The sequence below is a fragment of the Bacillus niameyensis genome (assembly GCF_001375535.1).
Classification (GTDB): Bacteria; Bacillota; Bacilli; order Bacillales; family Bacillaceae_C; genus Lederbergia; species Lederbergia niameyensis.
The window spans coordinates 2,317,382-2,335,086 of sequence record NZ_LN831197.1 but is presented as its reverse complement, the minus strand read 5'-3'; the positions used below and the strand labels follow the sequence as shown (position 1 = coordinate 2,335,086).

Annotated in this window: 17 protein-coding genes and 1 other annotated feature; of the genes, 9 read left to right on the top strand and 8 right to left on the bottom strand. The window is 39.3% G+C overall.

Translation table 11 applies throughout. The annotated features are described in order from the left end of the window. Positions 1-321 precede the first annotated feature (321 nt). Positions 322-2,169, bottom strand: a complete 1,848-nt coding sequence (gene ftsH / locus BN1243_RS11035; RefSeq protein WP_062106772.1) for an ATP-dependent zinc metalloprotease FtsH — start codon at positions 2,167-2,169, stop codon at positions 322-324. Positions 2,170-2,191: 22 nt separating this feature from the next. Next, positions 2,192-2,638: a MarR family winged helix-turn-helix transcriptional regulator gene (locus BN1243_RS11030; protein WP_062106770.1), complete on the bottom strand. Its 447-nt coding sequence runs from the start codon at positions 2,636-2,638 to the stop codon at positions 2,192-2,194. Positions 2,639-3,033: 395 nt separating this feature from the next. Continuing rightward, positions 3,034-3,253 (top strand) — a binding site (T-box leader). 45 nt (positions 3,254-3,298) lie between these two features. On the opposite strand from BN1243_RS11030, the gene argS reads away from it, so the two are divergent. After that, the gene (gene argS / locus BN1243_RS11025) at positions 3,299-4,993 is read left to right on the top strand and encodes an arginine--tRNA ligase (RefSeq protein ID WP_062106768.1); all 1,695 of its coding nucleotides are present in this window, start codon (positions 3,299-3,301) and stop codon (positions 4,991-4,993) included. 123 nt (positions 4,994-5,116) lie between these two features. Further along, a complete protein-coding gene (locus BN1243_RS11020) occupies positions 5,117-5,344 on the top strand; it encodes a hypothetical protein (protein WP_062106766.1) in 228 nt (75 codons plus the stop codon). Between the two features lie 56 nt (positions 5,345-5,400). Here BN1243_RS11020 and BN1243_RS11015 read toward each other — a convergent pair whose 3' ends face one another. Both BN1243_RS11015 and BN1243_RS11010 read right to left on the bottom strand, forming a co-directional pair. Beyond that, positions 5,401-5,580, bottom strand: a complete 180-nt coding sequence (locus tag BN1243_RS11015) for an H-type small acid-soluble spore protein (RefSeq protein WP_062106764.1) — start codon at positions 5,578-5,580, stop codon at positions 5,401-5,403. Further along, positions 5,581-5,775: an H-type small acid-soluble spore protein gene (locus BN1243_RS11010; RefSeq protein ID WP_062106762.1), complete on the bottom strand. Its 195-nt coding sequence runs from the start codon at positions 5,773-5,775 to the stop codon at positions 5,581-5,583. A gap of 293 nt (positions 5,776-6,068) precedes the next feature. Here BN1243_RS11010 and BN1243_RS11005 point away from each other — a divergent pair, with 293 nt between their 5' ends. Next, positions 6,069-6,632 carry a GNAT family N-acetyltransferase gene (locus BN1243_RS11005; RefSeq protein ID WP_062106760.1) on the top strand — a complete coding sequence of 188 codons (564 nt, stop codon included), beginning with the start codon at positions 6,069-6,071 and terminating at the stop codon, positions 6,630-6,632. 31 nt (positions 6,633-6,663) lie between these two features. Here BN1243_RS11005 and BN1243_RS11000 read toward each other — a convergent pair whose 3' ends face one another. Then, entirely contained in the window at positions 6,664-8,220 is a 1,557-nt protein-coding gene (locus tag BN1243_RS11000) for a multicopper oxidase family protein (protein WP_062106758.1), read from the bottom strand. A gap of 201 nt (positions 8,221-8,421) precedes the next feature. Between BN1243_RS11000 and BN1243_RS10995 the strand changes: the two genes are divergently transcribed. Further along, the gene (locus tag BN1243_RS10995; RefSeq protein ID WP_062106756.1) at positions 8,422-9,258 is read left to right on the top strand and encodes a hypothetical protein; all 837 of its coding nucleotides are present in this window, start codon (positions 8,422-8,424) and stop codon (positions 9,256-9,258) included. A gap of 145 nt (positions 9,259-9,403) precedes the next feature. On the opposite strand, the gene BN1243_RS10990 is transcribed toward BN1243_RS10995, so the two are convergent. After that, the gene (locus tag BN1243_RS10990; RefSeq protein WP_062106754.1) at positions 9,404-10,762 is read right to left on the bottom strand and encodes an ABC transporter substrate-binding protein; all 1,359 of its coding nucleotides are present in this window, start codon (positions 10,760-10,762) and stop codon (positions 9,404-9,406) included. Positions 10,763-11,145: 383 nt separating this feature from the next. Between BN1243_RS10990 and BN1243_RS10985 the strand changes: the two genes are divergently transcribed. Genes BN1243_RS10985 through BN1243_RS10965 form a run of 5 tightly spaced genes read left to right on the top strand, consistent with a single transcriptional unit; the run spans position 11,146 to position 15,133 of the window. After that, on the top strand, positions 11,146-12,048 hold the full coding sequence (locus BN1243_RS10985) for an ABC transporter ATP-binding protein (protein WP_062106752.1): 903 nt from the start codon (positions 11,146-11,148) through the stop codon (positions 12,046-12,048). A 1-nt stretch (position 12,049) separates the two neighbouring features. Further along, a complete protein-coding gene (locus tag BN1243_RS10980) occupies positions 12,050-12,787 on the top strand; it encodes an ABC transporter permease (RefSeq protein WP_062106751.1) in 738 nt (245 codons plus the stop codon). 18 nt (positions 12,788-12,805) lie between these two features. Then, positions 12,806-13,909 carry a sensor histidine kinase gene (locus BN1243_RS10975; RefSeq protein ID WP_062110582.1) on the top strand — a complete coding sequence of 368 codons (1,104 nt, stop codon included), beginning with the start codon at positions 12,806-12,808 and terminating at the stop codon, positions 13,907-13,909. Further along, positions 13,906-14,508 (top strand): response regulator transcription factor, encoded by a 603-nt coding sequence (locus BN1243_RS10970; protein ID WP_062106749.1) that lies wholly within the window; start codon positions 13,906-13,908, stop codon positions 14,506-14,508. The genes BN1243_RS10975 and BN1243_RS10970 overlap by 4 nt, the downstream gene beginning before the upstream one ends. 52 nt (positions 14,509-14,560) lie before the next feature. After that, entirely contained in the window at positions 14,561-15,133 is a 573-nt protein-coding gene (locus BN1243_RS10965; protein WP_062106747.1) for a Uma2 family endonuclease, read from the top strand. A gap of 17 nt (positions 15,134-15,150) precedes the next feature. Here BN1243_RS10965 and BN1243_RS10960 read toward each other — a convergent pair whose 3' ends face one another. Both BN1243_RS10960 and BN1243_RS10955 read right to left on the bottom strand, forming a co-directional pair. Beyond that, a complete protein-coding gene (locus BN1243_RS10960; protein ID WP_062106745.1) occupies positions 15,151-16,245 on the bottom strand; it encodes an ABC transporter permease in 1,095 nt (364 codons plus the stop codon). Further along, on the bottom strand, positions 16,232-17,704 hold the full coding sequence (locus BN1243_RS10955) for a COG1361 family protein (RefSeq protein ID WP_062106743.1): 1,473 nt from the start codon (positions 17,702-17,704) through the stop codon (positions 16,232-16,234). The genes BN1243_RS10960 and BN1243_RS10955 overlap by 14 nt, the downstream gene beginning before the upstream one ends. Between the last annotated feature and the right edge of the window lies 1 nt (position 17,705).

The window sequence follows — 17,705 nt, the reverse complement described above, 5'->3', positions numbered from 1 at the left end:
CATTAAAAATGTCAATATAGTCACCACCGATGCTTTCTTAATTATTGTTATTTTTGGGATTGATTCATACAACCTTGGAATCATTTTAAAATTCAAATATTAAAATTGTTGGATTTCTATACAATAGTACCATACACATACCTAGAAAATCTATGTATATTCAACTTTCCATTTCATAAAAAAAGAGCTTAGACTCTAAGCTCCGTAAATTATTTGAAATATATTATATCGTTCAATCAAATTGTTTGTCAGTGATACTATTAGAAAGAGAGCAACAAATGAAAAAGGACCAGAAGGATCACGTCCATTCTGGTCTTCATTTTACTCCTGTGATGCAAATTCACTTTCGTCGGAATTTAGGATTTTCATAAACTCTTCACCCGTAATCGTTTCTTTCTCTAAAAGATACTTCGTGAGTTCATGTAATTTCGGTTTGTTTTCCTCTAAAATTTGTTTCGCCTTTTCATGGGACGATTTGATGATTTCTAAAATGACGTCATCAATTTTAGATGCTGTCTCCGCCGAAACTAACAACGAGGTGTCCCCGCCTAAATACGGATTATTCACAGTTTCAAGTGCCATCATATCGAATTCCTCACTCATTCCGTAGCGAGTAACCATCGCTCTTGCTAGCTTGGTAGCCTGCTCGATATCATTGGATGCACCTGATGTGATCGAATTAAAAATAATTTCCTCGGCTGCACGTCCACCCATATAGACTGTAATTTTATCCAAAATCTCATCCTTGCTCATGAGCACTTTTTCGCCTTCTTCGATTTGCATTGTGTATCCTAATGCTCCGGAAGTACGCGGAATGATGGTGATTTTATGGACTGGTGCGGAATGGCTCTGTTTGGCAGCGACTAAGGCATGTCCAATTTCATGGTAGGATATCGTTAACTTGTCTTTCATCGACATCACGGCATTTTTCCGTTGATATCCCGCAATGACGACCTCTACAGATTCTTCCAAATCACTTTGATTGATCACTTTACGACCTAATTTAATAGCACGTAAAGCCCCCTCATTAATAATATTTGCTAAATCAGCTCCGGAAGCTCCTGCTGTCGCTCTTGCAATTGCATTGAAATCGACATCTGTATCCAACTTAACCTTCTTCGCGTGTACCTCTAGTATCGCTTCTCGTCCAACAAGGTCTGGCAACTCTGCTGGAATTCGGCGGTCAAATCGGCCTGGTCGCAATAATGCTTTATCAAGTGTTTCAGGTCTATTTGTTGCCGCTAAAATAACGACCCCTTTATCGGCATCGAAGCCATCCATTTCGGTCAGAAGCTGGTTCAATGTTTGCTCGCGCTCATCATTTCCGCCAGGACCACCTGCCGTACGGCTTTTACCGATTGTATCAATTTCATCAATGAACACGATACACGGTGCTTTCTCTTGCGCTTGTTTAAAAAGATCTCTCACACGAGCGGCACCCATTCCGACAAACATCTCTACGAATTCCGAACCGGAAATGGAGAAAAATGGAACTTTTGATTCACCCGCAACAGCTTTCGCTAAAAGGGTTTTCCCTGTACCTGGAGGACCTACAAGCAAAGCGCCTTTTGGTATTTTAGCTCCAATCTCTTTATATTTTCCTGGGTTGTGCAAAAAATCAACAATTTCCTGCAACGCTTCTTTTGCTTCTTCTTGACCTGCAACATCTGCAAAGGAAATACCAGTTTGGGCTTCTACGTACACTTTCGCTTTACTTTTGCCAAACATCATGGCGTTGGAACCGCCGCCTAGTTTTCCAGATAATTTTCTTGCGAAGAATTGACCAATCGCTATGAAAATAACGAGCGGTAGAATCCAAGCCAAAAGAAAACCGATAATTGGTGACGTTTCTTTTGGAATAATTTGAGTGAATTTCACATTTGCGTTATAAAGACGATTCACTAAATCAGGGTCATCCATTCTTCCCGTAACATAAACCTTTTGACGACCGCCTTCGTTCGTTAGTTTATAACCAATTTGCTTATCCTGAATTTCTACAGTATCAACAGCACCTTTATCAATTTGAGATAAAAATGTGCCGTAATCGACTTCTTCTAATTGTTGCTTATTAAACATAGGTATGACAAAAGCGTTTAAAATCAGGACGACGCCAATGGAGATGATTAAATAATAAATGAGTGGTTTTTTCGGGCCTTTTTTTATTTCCATATTCGATCCTCCTTGCCTTTGGCTAATATTTTGTATGCAATCCCTCTAGTAGTTCATTCATCTTTTTTAGCCCGGCAATAATTTCATATAGTGTTTCCGTACTTACATTGTCCACATACTGAGAGATTTTCTCGATCAACATTCGATCAATTTCATCTACGATATGCAGACCTTTATCAGTAAGGATGACTTTCACAACTCTTTCATCATTTTGATCCCTAATTCGTTGAATGAGCTCTTTCTTTTCTAGTCTCTTACACATAGTGGACATATTTGTACCAGCAACATGAATAGTATGCGCCAGACTACCAATCGTGTGAAATCCTTCTTGCTTGATCGCCATTAGTATTCTCATTTGCAAAATGGTCAAGTCAAACTGATCACACAGGGAGTTCATGGCAATATTTGTATTTTCACCAATCTTCCTAGTGTACTCCCACAGAATATTTTTAAACTCATCGACGTCCACGATAACACCCCTTTATATATGACTCATAATATATATAGAGTATATATATTGTATTTTATATCAATTCTTAGGGAAAATCTAATTTGAAGGGGAGGGAGTTTTTGGAAGGGGGATGTTCAAATTTTATAAACTGGACCTATTGAGGTTGAAAATTTATTGCTATTTCGTTGTTAAGTCATGTATAATATCCCTTAATATTTGAATATCATGAATTTGAAGAAGAGGAAAGTAGTAGTTGAATTTTCGTATTTAGATAAGCGTTCAAATTTCGGCTAGTGCAATGTCTAGCTTTAGCGCATATCGACTAGCAAACTTCTATGCACCTTCCTACGATAAGTCGACATCGATTCGCCAAAAAAACGGCTCATCGTGTCTCCTTTATCTCGTCAGGTGCTAGAAAGTTTGTACGTCGATGAGCAATGCGCTTACGCTTTTCTTCATAGCGAGTCAGAATGTGGTGGGAGTCTGGCACGAAATCAATTATGAAGCGCACCTCTGAGAAGGTTTATTGAAAAAAGTAGTAGGTAAACCCGGATGAAACCCGTTACGTTTTTAAGCAGGCTTTTTTTAAAAAGCAAATAGAGTGGTACCGCGAGCATAACCCTCGTCTCTAATCATATTAGAGATGGGGGTTTTTATTTTTTCAGGGAGGTTCATTTAATGAATTATAAAGGAATAATTGTTTCGGCGATTCACCAAGTATTGAGACAAATGAATGTTGAAAAAGAAATTGAATCCTATCTCGAAATTCCCCCGCGAGCGCAAATGGGAGACTATGCTTTTCCTTGTTACGTTCTAGCGAAAGAATTAAGGAAGGCACCCAATCTTATCGCAGCAGATCTTGCTTCAGCAATTAAGCATCCTCTCATTCAAAAAGTGGAAGCAATAGGGCCTTATGTTAATTTCCTTTTTGCTAAACAGACGGTAGGTGAGGAAGTAGTTAATACGATTTTGGCAAGTAAAGAACACTTCGGGGATTTGGGGATTGGCAATGGTGAAAAGGTGACGATTGATTTGTCTTCACCGAATATTGCGAAGCCTTTTTCGATGGGGCATTTGCGCTCGACCGTAATCGGAAATGCCTTAGCAAACATTATGAAAAAGTGTGGATTTACGCCCGTGAAAATTAACCATCTTGGTGACTGGGGAACTCAGTTTGGCAAGCTAATACATGCTTACAAGCTGTGGGGCAATGAGGAAAAGGTTAAAGCTCAGCCAATCAAGGAATTGCTGACCCTGTATATACGTTTTCATGAAGAGGCTGAAAAAGATCCAAAACTAGAAGATCAAGGGAGACTTTGGTTTAAACGGCTGGAAGATGGTAACGAAGAAGCATTAACATTATGGAAATGGTTCCGGGCCGAATCATTAAAGGAATTTGATAAAATTTACAAACTTTTAGGAATTGAATTTGATTCCTATAAAGGGGAAGCTTTTTACAATGATAAGATGGATCCAGTTGTCCAAGAATTAGCAGATAAAAATTTGTTAGAAGAGTCCGATGGAGCGATGGTTGTTCAGCTTAATGAGTATGACTCTCCACCATGTCTGATAAAAAAATCCGATGGGGCAACTTTATATGCGACCCGGGATTTAGCGGCGGCCCTTTACCGTAAAGAGGAGTATGATTTCGCAAAAGCTTTATATGTAGTAGGAGGAGAACAATCCCTACATTTTAAACAAATATTTCGTGTCTTGGAAAAAATGGATTATTCCTGGGCTAAGGATATGCATCATATTCCCTTTGGTATGATGTTGAAAGACGGGAAGAAAATGTCGACAAGGAAAGGGAAACTTGTTTTATTAGAGGAAGTTCTCCAAGAAGCGATTGAACTTGCACAACAACATATTGAAAGTAGGAACCCAAATCTTCAAAATAAAACAGAGGTTGCAAAGTCTGTTGGGGTAGGGGCCGTTATTTTTCATGATTTGAAAAACTTCCGCTTAAATGATATTGAATTTTCGCTTGATGCGATGCTCACTTTTGAAGGGGAGACAGGGCCATATCTTCAATATACACATGCGCGTGCCCGTTCCATTTTGAGAAAAGGAAAATTAATGAAACAAGATGCTTTATCTTACGCTGCCTTTGAGGATGAAAAGGCTTGGATGCTTATCTCTTTATTAATGAAATTTGAGGAAGTCATTCGTTATTCGTACGAGCAGTTTGACCCTTCCCACATAGCAAAATATACGGTTGATGTGGCGCAAGCATTTAATAAATATTATGGAGCTGTCAAAATTTTAAACGAAGACTTAGAGAGAGGAGCTCGCCTCCAGTTAGTGGAAGCGACAACGATTGTCGTAAAGGAAGGTTTGCGTTTATTAGGATTAAAAGCTCCAGAAGAAATGTAAGCTTAAAAAAACATATAGAAGAAAAGGTTGCCTCTCTGTTATAATTCTAATGTTTGGAATCATACACTTTATATTTTTTTAACCAAACATCAAGAGTTAGTACATCATAAGGAGAGGACCTTAATGGAAGAACAAAAGCAACTGTCGGTTGGTCAATGGTTTTTAACGTTACTTTTGCTTGCTATCCCACTTGTCAATTTCATACTTTTGCTCGTGTGGGGTTTTGGATCGCAAAGTCCACGTAAAAACTTTGCATTGGCTGTATTGTTATTTGAATTGATCGCTATCATCATTAGCGTTGTCATTATGATTTTAGTCGTCATGGCCGGATATTCCCTTTCCGGATATTAAAGGAAAAGCCTGCTCCCACTTGTTTGAATGGGAACAGGCTTTTTTATAGGAAATATTTATTTTTCAACCAACTGTGAAAGAGGAACATCCAATTCGTTTTGAGGATCGTCTAACGGATAAATTCGTGCAGTTTCTTTTTGCTCATCAACTTGTTGAATAAAAATGCGCTCGCCGTTATAAGTAACATGTTTCAAATCTCCAGATTGAACAATTTCCTCTGCTCGTTGACGGTTCATTTAAATACCTCCCCCATTTGTTTCGGCTAATCCATTCACATCGACAATTTGAACATGATCCATATTATCTAAAGGGAAAACAGTGGCAATCTGATTGTCTTCATGAACTTTTTTCAAGTAGACGGGAATTCCTCGGTAATTGACATGAATCATGTGCGGTGCAGAAATGATTTCATGTGCACGTTGAATGTCCATATTTATAGCCTCCTTTGTAATCGGATTACCAATTCGGGCAGGTTTGATTAGGACTGCGTCATTCTGGACTTATCGCGAACAACTAGGCTTTTAACGCGAATAACCGGAAAATAACGCGAACAACATTGCAACTATTAAGAAAATGCTTGTTTAAAATGAAAGCCTATATGTATTTTTTTCTCGTTTAGCTTAATAATACGAGGGAGTAAAAACCAACAGATCTCAAAAATAATCCACTAATCCAACCTTCAATCGTGTATAATAGTGCAAACAATTGAGGGGGAGTGGGGAGTTTGGAGATTGAGCATATTTATGGGGATTTGCCATCTTTAGAAACGGAGAGATTGCTTCTAAGGAAAGTAACGATGAAAGATCTTCATGATATACACCATTATGGATCTGATCACGAAGTTTCCCGGTATGTAACATGGGATACGCATCGTTCGTTAGCGGATACGGAGGCATTCATTCAATTTGTATTGGAAAGATACGAAAATAGTCAAGAAGGCCCGTGGGGCATTGAGTGGAAAGAAAATGGAAAGCTGATTGGGACAATTGATTTTTTCTCTTGGAAACCAAGACATGGTCATGCTGAAATCGGTTATGTTTTATCGCGCGATTATTGGGGAGCGGGGATTATGACGGAAGCCGTTCGGGAAGTCGTTCGTTTTGGTTTTGAAAAAATGGATCTAGTACGAATCCAGGCAAGATGTATGGAGGAAAATGTAGCTTCCAGCAGAGTTATGGAAAAAGCCGGGATGTCGTTTGAAGGTGTTTTAAGAAAAGTTATGTATATAAAAGGCAAACATAGAGATCTTAAAATGTATTCCATTTTGAAAGAAGAATTCGGGGCGTGACAGGCACGCCCCGAAGTTTGTCGAATGATCGCTATTTCCTTTTCTTTACAACGGTCATCGGCCTCATCATGTCATAATCCTCGTGTTCCAAAATGTGGCAGTGCCATACGTAGAGACCGGGATTTTCTGTGAATTTCATAATGACACTTGTGACCATTCCGTCATCCGCTCTTACGGTATCTTTCCAACCTCTTTCATACACTTCTGGTTCAATCGGCGGCCCGGTATATTGGATATATCCATCTTGTTGGAAACGCTCCAAATCAAAAGGTCTGCGATGTAAGACTTTAAATTGAATTAAATGAATATGCATCGGATGTGGGAAGGTCGTTTCATTAATAAATTTCCAAATTTCCGTTGTCCCGATTTCAGGTTTCTCTGTTACGGGGTCATGCCACATGCGGTGATCCAATAAAAGCAAAGGTCTCCCGTATTCATCTTGCGTACCATTTAACGTCAATAAGCGAGTTTTATCGGCCATTTTTTCTTCTAATGGTTGCTCAGGGACTAGAGTAGCTGGTATCCGACTCGTATCCTTTTGACTAAGCGGAAGAACAACGTCAAACCTCATGATTACGCCTAAATTTCCTTCTTCATTTGTATTTTGTAAGATTATTTTTTTTCCCTTATGTTTTGAAAAATCAACGATGATTTCTGAACGTTCTGCTGGAAAAAGAGGCAGCGTATCGAGTTCAACTGGTTTTTCAATAAGTCCTCCATCAGTAGCGATCTGATAGAAAGTTCTTCCATCCCCTAATCTTAATGTATAGCCATTTGTATTAGATGCATTTAAAATTCTAAAGCGATATTTTCTCGGCTCAACTTTCAAACGGGGCCATAGTTTGCCGTTTACTGCGATCGTATTTCCATTGAAAAACGGTTGAACAGATGGGTTTACAGGGGCAGGCGGATCCGTATTTTCCGGATAAAACAACGAGCCATCAGCATTAAACGAGCGGTCTTGAATCATGATCGGAATATCATAGCGACTACTAGGTAACTTTAAACGCTTTTCCACAGGATCTTGAATTAAATAAAAACCGGCGAGTCCGGCATAAACATTAAGTCGTGTAATGCCAATTGCATGATCATGATACCAAAGGGTTGCTCCCATTTGGCGGTTCGTATATTCATAGACTTTGCGTAAAAAGTTAGGGCCAGTTGCGGCGAAATTTTTTGTAAACCACGCTTCTGGATAACCATCACTTTCCCAATCGACATTGGCTCCATGTACGTGGACGACTGTCCGAACGTCATGTGGACCAGCAGATCCATGAAGTGTTCGGTCAATTGGTAATAAATGTTTCGCAGGTAATTGATTTTTCCATTTAACATAGATTGTTTCGTTTCGTTTGACCTTAATCGTTGGTCCTGGCTGCAATCCATTGTATCCCCAAATCGTTGTTGACGGCATGAATTTGTGAAATTTGTGCTGAACTTGCCTCATATCAATTTCATAGTATGACTTGCCTCTAATCACTTTGCTTGGCCTTGCGACGGAGGGAATCGGCAACTCATCCACAAATTTTGGAATTGTATCAGGGTTTGAAGGGTCTATTTTATCTGTGACTTGGTCAAGTGTATGCATTTTTCACACTCCTTTCTTTATTCCTTTGCCCATGACGAACAAGCTAGCAAGTCACTTCTGCTCATGATATTTTACGCAGGGCATCTGTTTATGAATGGCCAAACGCGGATGAAAGTAAAATATTTCTTCTGATTCCAATGTCCTTCCCGAAAACGGATGCATACGATATCAAGATCATGCCATAAGGGGATGTATGCCAATATGGGACTTTTTATTAATGAGAACGAGTACCCAAATCTTTTTAAAAATAATGGAGAAATTCGGACGACGAATCAGACGATTTTTAAATATGATCAGTGGTCAGAATTATTACATCAGCAAAAACAAGCAAATGATGAACTAAATAAAGCTTTCCATGATTTAAAACAGTTATATAAAAAATACGATGGCAAACAGACGGGGCGCATTGAAAACATTGCTGGGCAGTTAACGGAATTAAAGGAGATCAATTTTCAACGAGAAGCATTTGAAAAGTTTGCCATTGAACTATTGACGAAATTAGATGGACGGCAATCTGCAATGGTCGAGGATGAGGCACAGCGGAGACAGACGATTCTTGAGCAAATTCATGTGATGAACTTATCGAATCAGGAAATCATGCAACGGTTAGAAAAACTGCAAATGAAGAATGAAGAAATGGCCGAGCAACAAAGACAAGACTCAGAACGAATGACGGAACAAATGGAATTACAAGAAAAGCAAACATTTAGCCAAGAAGTACTTACAGGAAAGCAGGAAGAGCTTCACGAAGAAGTAATCAAACGATTAATTAACCAAGAAGACCAATTGAAGAATGTAATAGGCAGGATGGATGAACAAGAGAATCATCAACAAGATGTCATCACAAGGTTAGAAAGCCAGGAAGCCCTAGTAGAAAAAGTAGTCAGAGAAATTAACCATATTCGTTCAGTTATTTTCGAAAGAGTAGGTTTTTTAGCTGGGAAAATCGAACATGGTTATAAATTAACCTCTTCTTACTTTACTCAACTTATGAATGGGTCGGATGTGAAGGAGAAGATTAAAAATCCAAAGGGATGATCCGAAGGGGGATCATCCTTTTGATTATCAGATGGAATCAGTGGAATGGGAAGCAATTTTTCGCATCAGGTTGGGAGTTTTAGTATTCATAGATGGATGTCCCATTCCACTGATTAGTTATATCCAAGCCTCTTGTTCCGCAATCCTATTGGTTGTTTTTTAATTCTTGTACTTTATTATTTGCTTCTTCCTCAGCTTCACGTAACACCGTGTTAATGTCTTGTTTTTCGACAGCGAGTTTGCGGTGTGCCTCTCCTAATATTGAGTACACATCCCTATCGTACATTGTCGGTCTTGGTGTTGGAGCAGGCTCTACGGAAAACACTTGATCAAGTTGTTCCTGTTCATATAAACCTGATCCCTCTGCATAAGAATTCCGAACATCTTCATTATCCAATACAGTTAGCCTAAGAACTTCCTTACCAAGATAAGATTGTGCCTCTTCAGTAATTAACTCTGATACCACTTTTAAGGCAGCTTCACGATTTTTTGCCATTTCGGGCACTACAAACAAATGGTAATCTACTTCTCTACCTAAATTAGGATTATCTGGTGTTGTCGGAAAACTCGTCAAGCCCCAATTCAATCCTGTTTCTTCCATAATAGGAATTCGCGACGTAAAGGCAGCGAACCAGTAAGGGATCATCGCTAAGCGTCTTTCTTCCATGAAAAAGTTCATATTGTAGTTGTATTCTTCACCATTAACGACTCCAGGAATTTTATATAATTCATCGAGCAATTCGAATGCAGCTTTATATTCAGGAGTGTTAATGATTACATTTTCATCATCATCAACAACAGCAAGTCCTTGGGGACGTGTCATTGTTTGGATGGATCCAGGTGAAAATCCTATATAATCCGTTCCTCCAAAGTTCCCAGTAACTTGTCTTGATAGATCAATTATTTCCTTCCATGTCATCCCTTGCTCAGGATAGGGAACACCCAACTGATCAAAAATATCTTTGTTATAAGCAAGAACACCTTGATTCATCGAAACCGGCATACCATAAATAGCACCGGGTACCCCTTGCATTTCTGCAAATGTACTTAAATTTTCCACAATGGCTGGATTGAATTGACTAAGTGCTATCCCATGTGTTTCAAAGAACTCAGCCATATTGCCAGCTAGTCCCATATCGATGTGTTCCAACAAATAATAATTGCTCGTCGCAATCAAATCAGGAACCTTTCCCGCGGCCATCATATCCTCTATATTGACATCTTCCAAAATTTCAATGGTGACATTTGGGTATTTTTCATGGACAGGAGCAAACATTTCCGCTGATACCTCATCATTTATAATACCCATCGCTTTATTCCAAAGTGTTAGTGTCACAGGCTCATCCAGCAAGTTATCCTCTGATTCTACAGGTTCTGCGGCTTCATTCACCTTATCCGTACCAGTTTTATCTGCAGCATCCTCCCCCTGAACTGGACCACTCTGACAACCGACTAATACAAGCATAAAAACAAGTGCAAAACAAGCTACTAACGATTTCTTCATTGTTACCTCCTTAACCTTAATATTTATTAGTTCATCAGGGAAAAAGAAAGACAACCCCAAATTGAAGGAACTTCAATTTGGGTTGTCTCCACGTCTCCGCCCGATTTGAACCTAAAGTAATTTTAACATCGTATTTTTAATTATTAGTAAAGATTCCGTAAGTAATATATTAAATAGTGTTAAAATTATATTAATTGGTAACGTTCACATAGCCAAGTTGTTTTTTTATCAGAAAATATTAATTGTTCTAATTTCTATATGGCGCTGGTATAAGGAACGAGAATTACATGACATTTGTCATTCTAAAATCATTACATGCTTAACTAAAATTCCCAACATTCATTCTCTACAATAAAAATAAGAACGATGGAGGTGAACGTTGAATGGAAAATGTTGTTGAAATTCATCACTTAACGAAAATATTCAAAGATAAAAAGGCAGTTGATCATGTATCTTTTTCGATTAAAAAGGGAGAAGTAGTGGCGATTTTAGGTCCAAATGGGGCAGGAAAAACGACGACGATGTTAATGATGCTCGGACTTCTAAATCCGACTAATGGATCGGCTAAATTGTTTGGTGGTGAGGCGAAGGAAAAATGGGTTCGGGAAAAAATAGGAGTGATGTTACAGGATGTTAGTCTAATGGATGGACTAAAAGTGAAGGAAATTCTGCGCCTATTTCAAAGTTATTATCCAGCACCGCTCTCCATGGAACAACTAATCAAACTTACAGGATTAGCTGAAGAAGATTTAAAAAGACGAACGGAGAAATTATCAGGAGGGCAAAAACGGAGAGTTGGTTTTGCTTTAGCGCTAGCGGGAAATCCCGATATATTATTTTTTGATGAACCGACTGTTGGGATGGACATTTCTGCACGGAATATGTTCTGGAAGACTATAAAACAGTTAGCAGACCAAGGGAAGACGATCCTTTTCTCAACCCATTACTTGCAGGAAGCAGATGATATCGCGAGCCGCATTATTTTATTTAATCAAGGGTCGATTATCGCTGATGGGGAGCCTGATGCAATCAAAAATAAATTGACGAGGCAATCGGTTTCCTTTATTACAGAGCAACGTCTGCCAAGAAAGATGTTGATAGAAGAGTCCTTTATTTCAGATTTAATCGAGAAAGATGGTCGAGTAATCATTGTGACAGATGATACAGATGCTGTCTTAGCGAAAATTTACAGCTTGAATCTTCAAGTTAAAGATATTCGCATAGAGAAGGGGCGTCTGGAGGAAGCGTTTGAGCAGTTGACTAACAAGGAAAAGGAGGCCATATAAGATGAAAATATTCAAACATCAGTGTGAAATAGAAATTCTACGGATGCTGAGGAATCCATATTATTTATTTTGGTCACTTTTCATGCCGATTTTGTTTTACATTATTTTTACAAAGATTTTCAAATTTGATGTTCCTGATCAAAATGAATGGAATGCCCATTATTTAATGTCGATGACCACTTTTAGTGTGATGGGGAGCTCTATCATGACGATGGGGGTTCGGTTAGTTGAGGAGCGGACGCAAGGGTGGACAACATTTATCCGAGTCACACCGTTATCTGATGCTGTCTATTATTCTGCTAAAATGGTAGGGCAGACATTGGTACATGTATTATCAGTATTGGTGATTTTTGTTGCCGGTGTCGTTGTGAACCAAGTGTCATTGTCCGCTCTCGAATGGGTTTTCAGTGCCGGCTGGATTTTACTTGCGTCAGTTCCGTTTCTAGCAATAGGGACGCTAGTAGGAACAATGAAAAGAGTTGATACAGCTGTAGGTGTCAGCAATGTCATTTATATGGTTTTGGCGATAACAGGTGGAATGTGGATGCCAATGGATGTTTTGCCAAATATTATCCAAAAAATCGGTCTATGGCTTCCAGCGTTTCAATTTGGCAATGGGGCATGGGAGATTATTCGCGGGCATGCTCCTGATGTAAGGAATATTCTGATTTTATCCGCCTATTTACTCCTTTTCATGGTATTATCTATTTATATAAGAAGGAAACAGGAAGCGGTGTAAAGATTGAAGGAATTTCGTATGTTCCCAAGGCAGTTCGGGTTTTTCCCTTATATTTTTTTAGTTTATCTTGTCATGCCCATTTACTACGTTTCTCTTGAACGAGGGTGGAAAGCCGCTTTAGGATACACCCTCATCCTGCTTTTTCTCCTTTCATATCGGAACCTTTTTTGGTACCCTGCGGTAAAAATCTTTTCAAACTGGCTCGTTGTACAATTAGCAATTATAGTCATTCTTACTATTTGGTTTAGCCCGTACAATTTATTTCTAGGGTTCTTTCCCGCCAACTTTATTGGTTGGTATGAAAAAAAGTGGCAGTTCCATCGGGCTTACGGGGCTTTTACTGCGGTATTAGTAGGAACATCTGTAATCTTGGCGATCCGGCATTCACTCGTTGATATCCTCTTCATATTGCCGTTTTTGGCAGTCATGTTGATTTCACCTTTTGGGATTCGCTCAATGTATAAGCGCATGGAACTGGAAAAACAGTTAGATCAAGCGAATGAGCAGATTAAAGAATTGGTCAAAAGGGAAGAACGGGTTCGTATTGCACGCGATTTGCATGATACATTAGGACACACATTATCTCTCATTACATTGCAAAGTCAACTAGTTCAGAGACTGATAGAAAAGGAGTCTGGGCGAGCAAAAGCGGAAGCTAAGGAAATAGAAAAAACATCACGTTCAGCACTAAAGCAAGTTCGTGAACTGGTTTCCGATATGCGGGCGAATACGATCCAAGAGGAACTTATCCAAATGGAACAAATTTTGACAGCGGCAGAAATCGATTTTTTGCAAGAGGGGAAAATTGACTTTTCTAAAATATCCCCATTACAGCAAAATATATTAGCCCTTTGCCTTCGTGAAGCTGGAACGAATATTGTTAAACATAGTAGAGCAAAATGCTGTATTGTGACGATGCAGGAAGAAAAAAGCCATTTACCGATTATTGTAAAAGATGATGGCGTTGGAATAGCTGATTTATCAAATGTCGGAAATGGTCTTAATGGCATGAAGGAGCGCTTAGCTCTGATTGAAGGTAAGTTAGAGTTGATTTCAGAAAAAGGTACAGTAGTAGAATTTATGGTACCAGTTATTATGAAACAAGAGGAGTTCGCCTTATGATTCGAATTGTCATTGCGGAAGATCAACGGATATTACGAGGAGCCCTTGGGACGTTACTCGAGTTTGAAGAGGACTTTGAAATTGTCGGGCAAGCGGCGAACGGGGAGGAAGCGCTAAGACTAGTAAGGGAATTCCAACCTGATGTTTGTTTAATGGATATTGAAATGCCCGTAAAAAGTGGTCTTGATGTGGCAGAAGAAATGAAACGAGATGGCTCTTCTTGCAAGGTGATTATATTAACAACATTTGCTCGTCCAGGTTATTTTGAACGGGCAATGAAGGCGGGGGTGTACGGCTACTTATTAAAAGATGGTTCTATTGAAGAGCTTGCCGAAGCGATCCGGAGAGTTGTGAAAGGGAAGAGGGAATATGATCCGGAGTTGATGATGAATGCTTATCATGAAGATAATCCGCTGACAGAGCGAGAACAAGAAGTTTTACGACTCGCAGCAGAAGGAAAAACGTATAAAGAAATCGCAAAACAGTTATTTTTATCTGCAGGTACCGTACGCAATTACATGTCAGAGGCTCTCCAGAAAATGGAAGCGAAAAATAAAATAGAGGCGATTGCATTGGCGCAGGAGAAGGGCTGGATTTGAGTATAAAGGTATTGAAGCGTTAAAAATTCCTATTATTATTGGAGGTAGGACTATGACATTCTCTCAAAACGGAAACGTATCAGTGGAAGAGTTTTTTCAAATCCGCGAAACCAATGAGGCCATAATGGAGTATATTGATGGGATTGTCTATATGTCTCCATCACCTTCGACAAAACACCAGAGAATCTCACGTAGGCTTGAACGTTTTTTAGAGGACTTTCTCGATAATAAGCCATGCGAGATGTTCCACGCCCCTTATGATATTCAGTTGGAAAGTGATAAATTGAAAGGAAAGAAAATTGTCGTTCCAGACATTAGCATTATCTGCGACAAGAGCGGCTTTACTGATGAAAGGTATATCGGTGTGCCTGAATTAATCGTTGAAATTCTCAGTCCCTCAAACCAATCCCATGATTTAGTCACGAAACTGAACCTCTATATGGATTGCGGTGTCCCAGAATATTGGATTGTTAATCCGATGCTCAAAGCGATCACAGTCTACACAATAAATGATAATGGAATGTATGAACAGCATGACATGAAAACGGAGACAGGCAGCATTCATTCGAAAATTCTTGACGGGTTTCGTGTCGAGATGGAGGAGTTGTTCAAACAGCCTGTTTAAGAGCTTAGGCAATGAACCTAAGCTCCCTTTACGGTCCTAATAGAAGATAAAATAGCAATGAACAGTCCAATCATCACACTAATCATGACAATTTCAAACGGCACCTTTTGTAAAAAGATTCCTCCGTATTCCTTTGGAAGAAACAAGGGTAGAGAAAAACATACGAAAAGTCCAATGGCTATGCCGACTGAGACAAGGGTGAGAGTTTGAATCAAAAATAATGAATTCAAATCTCTTCTTTTCATTCCTAGCCATTGAAACATGGCCAATATCTTTTTTTGCTCAAGAAGAAATAGTCGTTTGCAAGCCACAATCCATGCACTTGCTTGGAACAAGCTAAATAGGCCAATGATGAGCAAGTAATTCACTTCTTTTAACTTCGATTCCCACAGCATTTGTGTTTCCTCATCCATATTTGTAACAGTAAATCCAAGTGCTTCGACAGATTTAACAACGTTTTCGGTATCATCGATGTTCGTTACGCGCACACGAGCTTCCGTATAGGCGGCGTTCTGTCCGCTTTTACGCAGCATTTCTTTGGCGACAGATAAACTAACAAATAGAGTCGGTTCTTTTACTTGTTCATCAGAAAATATTCCATGTATTTTTGCTTGGGTTGGCCGATCTGTTTCGCTAAGCTGTATAGAAATACTACTATTCACTAAATCGATTGCGTCTGTATCTTCATCTATATTGTAAAATTGCTTCTGAAAGACATCATTCACCATAATATAGGGCATTGCGCTTGTATTTGGAAAAATCGCACCTTGTATAAATGTCTCATCTACATAATTAGCGTTAATCCCAGTAAGTGTAGCTTGTTCTTCTTTCTTTCCAATTTTAAGAATAGCAGGGAAGGCTATTAAAGGCGTTACGGCTGTTACGTAAGGTATTTCTCCTATTTTATTTATATTGCTGTCGTTTAATTCGGTATTGCTGCCTGCTGAAATAGTAAGTTCATAGGGAAGGGATTTTTCTTGTTTCACAGCGAACAGCGTCTTTCCTGTGAAACAAAAGCTAAACATACTGATGGCCATACATAAAATTACGAACCCCCACCACTTACCTTTAACCATTTTTAAAGCAATCCTTAAAAGGTCAAAACTCTTCATTTTGTTTCACCAAGCGCCGATTGCGCCACAGAAGAAAAGCTGTGAACCCTATTATGATCGTCCCGCCGATCGTGATGGATATCCACCATTGACTCGCTTTTTCTGGCTGTTGTTCCTGTTCAGCAGCTACTTCATTCAGTACCGGTTTATTGATTATTGTTGAAAACTCTGTTTCTTGCGAATGTTCCTTTCCTGTCCCATCTTCATAAATAAGAGTAAGGATACCGTTTGTTTCTCCATACTTATCATCCCCTTCGAAACCTTCTGTCATGTCTTTAGTCCCCACGAATATATCAATCTCGCTTGATTGGGCAGTTCCAGCTTCCATATTTCCAATGAAACCAGTACCAGAAGGAATAAGGCCTGGACCATTGATAATAAATCGAACGTTATAAATCATACTCCGCCCTAAATTCATCACTTGCATCGACAGGGGAATCGTATCACCTGCATTTACTTGCTCCGCCACTTGAGGTCCTTCAATCGCCACTCGCAAAGGTTGGCTCACTGAAACGGGCACAGTTCCTGTAGAGGTAAAAGCAGTTGCCTCACTATTTTCATAGGCAATTGAAAAAGCGAGGTTGTACTGTTGTGCTGGTGTTTCCAAATCAGTCTTATAAGTTAGTGATAGATCAGTAGTTTGACCTTTTCCAAGATTAGCGATGTAAGATGTATCACTATTATTTTGCAATAAAAAGTGAGGGGAATCGACCGTTGCCGTCACAGTCATGTTTTGGATATTTTGTGTTTCACTTGTATTTTTTAGAGTTACATTAAGTGTGAAAGATTCGCCTGCTGTAATGGGAGGTGTATCTACGCTGCTAATGACTACTTTCGGTTGCGGAGCAGGCTTTTCCTCGACTGGTGGCGGCTCTTCTATATTCGGATTTTTCCCATCCGTAATGGTTATATAGGAAGTAAAGGATTGCTGGATTTGGTTGCCAGTTTCGGCCTCAGCTTCTATTTGAATCTCCACTGGATAAACGCCATTCATTCTAGCTGAAGAAAGCGCCAAGTCAAATCGAATAAGATAGGAAGAGATCGTTGCTGCTCCTTTATTCACTTTATTCTTCTTTAAACTGACCTTCTTCTGATAGTTTTTAAACGTGAACGGAGATGAAGCTGGATCTCCAAGATTTGGTGTAACTGTAATGGTGTTCTCCTTTATGGTGTCCTTCGTAATAAGAGGGAGAACGATCGTGGCGATCCCGTTTTTCACTTGTGGGGAATAGCCATTTTGATACGCTTTATCCATCCCTTCATAAACATGTTTATCATCTATCGCTAGATTAAAAGTTCCAGTCTCCTCTTGAGTAGTAGGAGTTTTTTCGTTCTGGTTGTCAGACGCAATTTCCTCAGTTTCCAGTGGTGTTTCATTGGCGCTCTCTGCCAATGTCACCATAGGGACCATCAAGGTAAAGAGCAGGATTATTGTTAGGAGCAAGCTTCTTTTTTTCATG

Coding starts and splice junctions, on each gene's coding strand:
- ftsH (WP_062106772.1), bottom strand. CDS start 2,169: ATGGAAATAAAAAAAGGCCCGAAAAAACCACTCATTTATTATTTAATC.
- argS (WP_062106768.1), top strand. CDS start 3,299: ATGAATTATAAAGGAATAATTGTTTCGGCGATTCACCAAGTATTGAGA.
- BN1243_RS11020 (WP_062106766.1), top strand. CDS start 5,117: ATGGAAGAACAAAAGCAACTGTCGGTTGGTCAATGGTTTTTAACGTTA.
- BN1243_RS11015 (WP_062106764.1), bottom strand. CDS start 5,580: ATGAACCGTCAACGAGCAGAGGAAATTGTTCAATCTGGAGATTTGAAA.
- BN1243_RS11010 (WP_062106762.1), bottom strand. CDS start 5,775: ATGGACATTCAACGTGCACATGAAATCATTTCTGCACCGCACATGATT.
- BN1243_RS11000 (WP_062106758.1), bottom strand. CDS start 8,220: ATGCATACACTTGACCAAGTCACAGATAAAATAGACCCTTCAAACCCT.
- BN1243_RS10995 (WP_062106756.1), top strand. CDS start 8,422: ATGGGACTTTTTATTAATGAGAACGAGTACCCAAATCTTTTTAAAAAT.
- BN1243_RS10990 (WP_062106754.1), bottom strand. CDS start 10,762: ATGAAGAAATCGTTAGTAGCTTGTTTTGCACTTGTTTTTATGCTTGTA.
- BN1243_RS10985 (WP_062106752.1), top strand. CDS start 11,146: ATGGAAAATGTTGTTGAAATTCATCACTTAACGAAAATATTCAAAGAT.
- BN1243_RS10980 (WP_062106751.1), top strand. CDS start 12,050: ATGAAAATATTCAAACATCAGTGTGAAATAGAAATTCTACGGATGCTG.
- BN1243_RS10975 (WP_062110582.1), top strand. CDS start 12,806: ATGTTCCCAAGGCAGTTCGGGTTTTTCCCTTATATTTTTTTAGTTTAT.
- BN1243_RS10970 (WP_062106749.1), top strand. CDS start 13,906: ATGATTCGAATTGTCATTGCGGAAGATCAACGGATATTACGAGGAGCC.
- BN1243_RS10965 (WP_062106747.1), top strand. CDS start 14,561: ATGACATTCTCTCAAAACGGAAACGTATCAGTGGAAGAGTTTTTTCAA.
- BN1243_RS10960 (WP_062106745.1), bottom strand. CDS start 16,245: ATGAAGAGTTTTGACCTTTTAAGGATTGCTTTAAAAATGGTTAAAGGT.
- BN1243_RS10955 (WP_062106743.1), bottom strand. CDS start 17,704: ATGAAAAAAAGAAGCTTGCTCCTAACAATAATCCTGCTCTTTACCTTG.